The 7187-nt window shown below is 60.2% G+C and carries 6 protein-coding genes and 1 pseudogene; all 7 read left to right on the top strand.

Translation table 11 applies throughout. The annotated features are described in order from the left end of the window. Window positions 1-269: pseudogene (locus tag ACIREA_RS22540) on the top strand (Fic family protein); the annotation flags it as partial. Window positions 270-453: 184 nt separating this feature from the next. Then, window positions 454-945, top strand: coding sequence for an SMI1/KNR4 family protein (locus ACIREA_RS22545; RefSeq protein WP_397384605.1), 492 nt, complete (start codon window positions 454-456; stop codon window positions 943-945). Between the two features lie 279 nt (window positions 946-1224). After that, on the top strand, window positions 1225-3285 hold the full coding sequence (locus tag ACIREA_RS22550) for a sodium-translocating pyrophosphatase (RefSeq protein ID WP_397384606.1): 2061 nt from the start codon (window positions 1225-1227) through the stop codon (window positions 3283-3285). A 499-nt stretch (window positions 3286-3784) separates the two neighbouring features. Continuing rightward, window positions 3785-5110 carry a hypothetical protein gene (locus ACIREA_RS22555; RefSeq protein ID WP_397384607.1) on the top strand — a complete coding sequence of 442 codons (1326 nt, stop codon included), beginning with the start codon at window positions 3785-3787 and terminating at the stop codon, window positions 5108-5110. After that, window positions 5094-6212 (top strand): hypothetical protein, encoded by a 1119-nt coding sequence (locus tag ACIREA_RS22560; RefSeq protein ID WP_397384608.1) that lies wholly within the window; start codon window positions 5094-5096, stop codon window positions 6210-6212. Before ACIREA_RS22555 ends, ACIREA_RS22560 begins: the two co-directional genes overlap by 17 nt. Window positions 6213-6234: 22 nt before the next feature. Next, a complete protein-coding gene (locus ACIREA_RS22565) occupies window positions 6235-6939 on the top strand; it encodes a MotA/TolQ/ExbB proton channel family protein (protein WP_397384609.1) in 705 nt (234 codons plus the stop codon). A gap of 29 nt (window positions 6940-6968) precedes the next feature. Then, window positions 6969-7187, top strand: a 219-nt coding sequence (locus ACIREA_RS22570) for an ExbD/TolR family protein (protein ID WP_397384610.1), incomplete at its 3' end; no start/stop codon positions are given.

Consider the following 7187-nt stretch of genomic DNA (forward strand, 5'->3'; position numbering starts at 1 on the left):
TGCTGATTTCCCGAAAGAAGGCACCAAAAGAAATCAGTTATCTTCTACCTAATGTGTTTCTGCGGGGTGATGTCACACGTGGAGAAGCGGGTCGTATTCTGCAGATGCCGGAGCGAACTGCCCGGCGTCATGTGGGTCAACTTGTCGCCGATGGTGTACTTGTATCGAACGGACCCAGTGCACCGGTCCGCCTTGGCTTTCCCGCCTCGTACGTGGGCTACTATTTTCCTCATCTTTATCCAGCCGGGGTGGAACTCGGAAAGTTGTGAGAATCTTTCCTTCATTGATTGCTGCTGCGGCTGTCAGCATTTTCATTTTTGTTTTTATGCACAATGAGCCACGCCTGAACATCAAGACACTTTCGGAAGAGGCTATTGAGGCCAGGATGCAGGTGTTTGCTGGAGTGGCTTGGAATCGGCAATGTAGTGCGACAGATTCATGGTATAAAATTTTATGAATTGGCTCAACATCCTGACACCATCGAAGATTCGCTTCGAGCTTGAAGTGCTTGTAGCTTTGGAGAGGCGCCTGTTACGCCGGCTTCCAGAGGAGTACCGTCGATTCGTTGTTTCTTTGAATGGCGGGAAGATCTCCGTGGATCATGAGTTGAAAACAATGATCTATGGAGATGCCTGTGAGCTTGCTGTCAGGCACATTTTTCCGCTGAATGATTCCGGGGTTGTTAAAATACAAGAAGGTTGGCGTGAAAGCAATGTAGGCTCCTATGCCTTGCTTCCGATAGCTGATGATGGCGGGACCGGTTTCTATTTTTTGATGTTGGACAATGACCACTGGGGTCAGATTTACTTCTCCTACAAAGATGAGTTTTTCATGACTCCGCCTGCCGACTGGGCTGCTGACTCGAATGGACTGCCGACGTGCCTGGGATTTGTGGCCAAGGACTTTTCTCAATTTGGCAGGCTGATTGAAGGGAAGTCCAAGTGATGCTCAAGCCGAAAGGTGCTGGCTTGTGGCGGTCTGGATGAGGGGAGTCGCAGGGCCAGTGGGGCAGGGGGGATGGAAGAATGGAAACTCAGCCTGGAAAAAGGGGCGGGAGGGGCTGGGCGGGTGCGATTTGGATTTAGGGAGGGGGCTAGGAGGGTGGTGGGTGAGAAAAAAGGGAGGGGGCAGAAAACTCGGAGCAAGTTCTTGCCTGTAATTTGCGACTTGCTAAAGTGCGCGGCTTTACCCGCCACGGACCAACCAACCGACCCACCTTAACTCATGCCTCCATCCTTTTTGCTGACCAACGGCATCGCCCTTGCCATCGCCCTCTCTGTTGTGGGGCTTGTTTTTGCTTTCATCCTGATCAAGAAGGTCGTGGGGGCGGATGCGGGGAATGAGAAGATGACGGAGATCGCCCTGGCGATCCAGCAGGGGGCGAAGGCGTACCTGAACCGGCAGGTGATGGCGGTGAGCCTGATCGCGGTCGTTGTTTTTGCAGCGGTCTGGTGGCTGCGTGGCGGCCTGACGGCGACGGGTTTTGTGGTGGGCGCGGTGTGCTCGCTGGCGGCGGGTTACATCGGGATGATGATCGCGGTCCGGGCGAACGTGCGCACGGCGCAGGCGGCCTCGGTGAGCAGTCATTCGGCGCTGAAGGTGGCCTTCAATGGCGGTGCGGTGACGGGTTTGCTCGTCGTGGCGCTGGGCCTGCTCTCGGTGGGTGTGTTTTTTCTGATCGTGCGCGGGGCGGTGGACCACGCGAAGCATGCGATTGATTCGCTGGTGGGTCTGGCTCTGGGCAGCTCGCTGATCAGTGTCTTTGCACGTCTGGGCGGCGGTATTTATACGAAAGCGGCTGACGTGGGCGCGGACCTGGTGGGCAAGAATGAGCAGAATCTGAATGAGGATGATCCGCGCAATCCGGCGACCATTGCTGATAACGTGGGCGACAACGTGGGCGACTGCGCCGGGATGGCGGCGGACGTTTTCGAAACGTATGCGGTGAGCTTGATCGGCGGCGTGCTGGTGGGCCATCTGACGGTGGGCACGGAAGCGGCGGTGGTTTACCCGTTTGTGCTGTGCGGTCTGGCGATCATTGCGTCTCTCATTGGCATCGGCTGGGTGAACTTCATCAAGCAGGAGGCGACGGCGTCTCTGGTGTGCGGGGTGGCGGTGTCTGGCATCGTGGCTTCGGCGCTGTTCTGGTGGTCCACTGCGGCGATCTTCCCCCAGGGGATCAAGATCGGTGAGATGGCGGTTTCGAGCACGAACTTGTTTTACTGCGCGGCGGTGGGTCTGGTGATGACGCTGCTGGTGGTGTGGATCACGAACTACTACACGAGCACGCACCACAAGCCGGTGCGGCTGATTGCGAAGGCTTCCGAGACGGGTCCGGCGACGAACATCATCGCGGGGATCAGCATCGGGAACCAGGCGACGCTGCTGCCGGTGCTGGCGATCGCGGCTGCAATCTGGGGCTGCTATGATCTGGCGGGTCTGTATGGCATCGCGATCGCGGTGGTGTCCATGCTGTCGCTGTCGGGCATTGTGATTTCTTTGGATGCGTTTGGTCCGATCACGGACAACGCGGGCGGCATCGCGGTGATGGCGGGTCTGCCGGAGAGCGTGCGCAAGATCACGGACGAACTGGATGCCGTGGGCAACACGATGAAGGCTGTGACGAAGGGCTATGCGATCGCGAGCGCCGGACTGGCGGCGATGGTGCTGTTTGGCTCGTATGTGGAAGATTTGCAGGCGTTTGTGGGGCACAAGGTGAGCTTTGACCTGATGGACCACCGGGTGGTGATCGGGATGTTCATCGGCGGGTTGCTGCCGTTCCTGTTTACGTCTTTCTGCATGAGCGCGGTGGGCAATGCGGCGGGTGCGGTGGTGCGCGAGGTGCGCCGCCAGATCACGGCGAAGCCTGGCATCCTGACGGGTGCGGACACGCCTGACTATGCGCAGTGCGTGGACATCGTGACGAAGGCGGCACTGGGCCAGATGATTGTGCCGGCGCTGCTGCCGCTGATCTTTGTGATCGCGGTGTCGTTCCTGGGCATGGAAGCGCTGGGAGGGGTGCTGATCGGCACGATCGTGACGGGTCTGTTTGTGGGTATTTCGATGACGAGCGCCGGTGGCGCGTGGGACAATGCGAAGAAGTTCATCGAAGAAGGCAACCACGGTGGCAAGGGCAGCTTTGCGCATCAGGCGGCGGTGACGGGCGACACCGTGGGTGATCCTTACAAGGACACGGCCGGTCCTGCGGTGAACCCGATGATCAAGGTGGTGAACATCCTGGCGATTCTGATCATTCCGATCGCGTTTAAGGCGGTGGTCAAGTGATTGGCTGAAGAGTTAAAAATTCAAAGGGGGCCTCCAGAGATGGGGGCCCTTTTTTTTGGCTGGGGAAGGGGGGGCGAGGCGGTGTAGATGGACAGGATTAACAGGATGGCAGAATTTCAGGATTACTGCAGGGGGGAAGCGAGCGTAGCGAGGTAGACGAACGAAGTGCCCGGAGGGTGAGCGCAGCGAATCAATGGTGGAGGGATGGACGGCGGGGGCTTGAGGAAAGGGGGAGAGCGGGTGGGTTGGTAGGTGGCGGTGGGGCGAAGGATTCTAGGGACGCGCACAACGCGTTCCTACCAGCGCTGGGGCTGCGGGGCGGTGGGGGCTGGTGGATGGCTGGGGGATGGCTGGGGGATGGCTGGGGGATGAGCGAGGTGGTTTGATCGAAGGAGAGGGCGGCGGATGGGGTATGAGCCTGCTCAATCAGCATTTGATTCTCAAGGCTGGGAGAGCACTATATTGGGGGAGGGGTTCCTCCCCGCGTTCGCCCGGCATTGTGACTGACTTTTATCCCATCGATAACCAACGCAGCAGCAACCTGCGCATTGCCATCACCGGCACGGTGGTTGTGCATGCGCTTTTGCTGGTGCTGCTGGCGTTTGTGTTTGCGAGCGAGGCTGCGCACCGGCTGTGGCTGGAGGCGCACCAGCCGCCGAAGGAGGAGAAAAAGGAGGAGGTGCTGCTGTTTCCTGAGCAGTTCCTGACGACGCCACCACCGCCGAAACCGAAGCCGGAGCGCATGGTGTACATGCGCACGTCTCAGAATGAGGGTGCGGAGATGGCGCCGAAGAATCCGGCGTTCATTTCTGACCGGAACACGAATGCGTCCACCAAGAAGGCCCCCTCGCCGGATGCGACGGAGCCGATGCCTTCGATGGACGGGATCAAGATCAAGATGCAGGAGCTGGCGGACCGTGATTTCAACAATGGAGATCTAAAGGACGATGCGCGGCCGAAGACGCAGCCGCCTGAGGTGGCGATGCTGGCACCGAAGCCGCCGGCACCACCCACGCCGGAGGCTCCGCCTTCGATCCTGAAACCGAAGGACGCCGCACCGCCGCAGCCGCCCAAGCCGCAGACGGTGCTGACGCCGAAGCCGGAGACGACAACGCCGGAAACGGAGAAACCGGTGGAGACGCCGAAGATGGCGAAGGTGGAGCCTGACAAGACGCCGCTGACGAAGATGATGGAGGAGGCGGACAAGGAGCTGGCGAAGGTGGACATGAACCGGCTGCCGCTGGAGGTGAAGAAGCCTGACCCGATGGAGAAGACGCCTGACGCGCCGCCCACGACGAAGCCGGCACCGAAGAAGCTGGAGCTGGCGGAGGACATGCCGCCGCCGACTCCGCAGGAGAAGCCGATCCCGAAGGCGCTGCCGGTGGTGGAGGATGAGGCGGTGAAACGCACGACGCGGAACGAGGACCCGAACGCCTTTACGCCGCACACGCGCAAGTCGGAGACGAAGGGCACCATTTTCAATCGTGGGGACGAGGAGGCGGTGGATGCGAAAATGACGCCGCTGGGGATCTATGACCGGCAGGTGCGCGGCATGGTGGAAAGGAAATGGAACATCTACGTGAAGCTGCGGCGGGATGGCATGACCTACGCGAGCCTGAAGCTGGTTTTTTACGTGAACAAAAAGGGCAAGGTGGAGGGGCTGCGGGTCCTGGATGACAAGGAGTCCAATCCAGTTCTCACGGAGGTGACGGTGCGGGCGATCCAGGATGCGGAGCTTCCGCCGATCCCCGCTGATGTGCTGCCGCTGCTGCCGGAGGAGGATGGCGGGCGGTACAAAATCAATTACAATGTCCTCATTTACTGACCTGCCAGCCTGTGAGGGATTCGATCTGGGGCTCATGGTGCTGGGGGCGGTGTGCGCGCTTGGGGTTTCAGTGCTGGTGTGGCGAAGGCAGTGTGCGCTGGCGGGCAGGGGAGCCGCCTTTCTTGGCATGCTCTGCGCTGTGACGATGCACGCGCAGGAGGACGGCAGGCAGGATTCCAATCGTGTTAGGCTCATCCCCATTCCTGAAGCGGGGAAGGATGCGGATCTGGCGAAGGAAAAACCACGGACTCGCTATTACAGGCAGGTGGTCGCGCAGGTGGAACGCAAGTGGCAGGAGTATCTGAAGCAGATGGATGTCCCGCCCGGGCTTGTCGAGATTGGCTTTTACGTCAATGCCAAGGGCGGAGTGGAGAATGTGCGAGTGGTCAATGAGGTCCCCGCACCCCCAGTCTTGACGGATTTGACGCTGCGGGCGGTCCACGATGCGGACATCCCCGCCATTCCGGCAGAGGTCATCTCCACGCTCCCGGCAGAGGAGGGTGGGCGGATGAAGATCGTCTTCGGTGCACGAATCAAGCCCGACACCAGCCCGCTGATCGAGATGATGGAGGAGGCGGACAAGGAGCTGGCCAAGGTGGACAAGAATCAGCATACGCCAGCAGTGATGACGGAAGCGCCGCCGGCGAAGCCCGTCCCCAAAGCGCTATGGGGGCCGGACGATGAGCCTGCGACGCGGAACCAAGACCCAAACGCCTACACGCCCTTCACGCGCACACCGCAGACCAAGGGGACGCCTTTGAAGCGCGGCGAGGCGTCCGTGGATGCGGCGGATACGCCGCTGGGGCGCTACGAACGGGAGGTGAGAGGAGAAGTGGAAAGGAAGTGGCACATCTACCTGCACCTGCGGCGGGATGGCTTGAACAAAGGGTATCTGCAGCTCGTTTTTTACGTCAACAAGAAGGGCAAAGTGGAGCGCCTGAAGGTCATCAACGACAAGGAATCCACCCCGTTTCTCACCGAAATCACCTTGCGCGCGATCAAGGATGCGAAGATACCACCGATGCCTGCGGATGTGATCCCTTTGCTCCCGAAGACCGATCCCGAGTGCTTGAAAATCCAATATGATGTCCTTATTTACTGAACTCCTCGTCTCTGCCTCGCCCATGCTTGCGGCTGCTGCCGCCGCTACTGCGGATGCCACTGTAAAGGCTGCGCCTTCGGGGCTGCAGCTAATTTATGAGTTTCTTTCGACGGGGGGCTTTGTGATGGGGCTGATCGTGATCTGTTCGATGTCGGCCATCGGGGCGTCGATCATGGCGTGGCTGCAGCTGCGGGAGCAGGTGATCATGCCGAGCGGGGTGGTGAGCCAGCTGCGGGCGATCCCGAACTATGCGCTGAAGGGTGACATCCGGCCGCTGCAGGAGTTTCTGGTGCATGATGGCTCGATGCTGGCACGGCTGGGGAGCATGGCGATCAGCGGGGCCTTTACGAGCAAGCAGGAGTGCCATGATGCGTGCGCGATCAAGGCGCGCGAGGAGATCCACCGGCTGGAGAGCGGGATCCCGCTGCTGGAGGTGATGGTGTCTGTGGCGCCGCTGCTGGGGCTGCTGGGCACGACGGTGGGCCTGGTGGGGATGTTCTCGGCGTTTGGAGCGGGGGGCGGGCCGGACACGACGGTGATCGCGCATGAGATCGGCGTGGCGCTGCGCTGCACGATCGCGGGTCTGTTTGTGGCGGTGCCGTCGGTGCTGGCGCACACGTATTTTTCACGGCGGCTGGATGCGCTGGCGGTGCGGGTGGAGTCGATCATGCAGGAGACGATCCAGCATTTTTACCAGCACTTTGAAGTGCAGCGTCCGGCGAACTGAGTGTGGCCTGATCTGAAGCCTATCCTGCCATGAATCTGCGCCCCAAACGCCGCCCGGTACCGACGATCCCCATTGTGTCGCTGATCGACATCATGGTGATCCTGCTGATCTTCTTTGTCGCGACGACGACATTTGAGAAGGACAAGACGCAGATGAAGATCACGCTGCCGGAGTCGAAAACGCTGGGCGGTGCGGCGACGACGCCGGAGGTGCGTGTGGCGATCACCATCGACGAGCAGCAGCATGTG

Origin of the sequence: Prosthecobacter sp. (assembly GCF_044373815.1) — a bacterium.
Lineage (GTDB): Bacteria > Verrucomicrobiota > Verrucomicrobiia > Verrucomicrobiales > Verrucomicrobiaceae > Prosthecobacter.

Bases quoted from the DNA above. Each gene is read 5' to 3' on its own strand.
- ACIREA_RS22545 (WP_397384605.1), top strand. From the start codon at position 454: ATGAATTGGCTCAACATCCTGACACCATCGAAGATTCGCTTCGAGCTT.
- ACIREA_RS22550 (WP_397384606.1), top strand. From the start codon at position 1,225: ATGCCTCCATCCTTTTTGCTGACCAACGGCATCGCCCTTGCCATCGCC.
- ACIREA_RS22560 (WP_397384608.1), top strand. From the start codon at position 5,094: ATGTCCTCATTTACTGACCTGCCAGCCTGTGAGGGATTCGATCTGGGG.
- ACIREA_RS22565 (WP_397384609.1), top strand. From the start codon at position 6,235: ATGCTTGCGGCTGCTGCCGCCGCTACTGCGGATGCCACTGTAAAGGCT.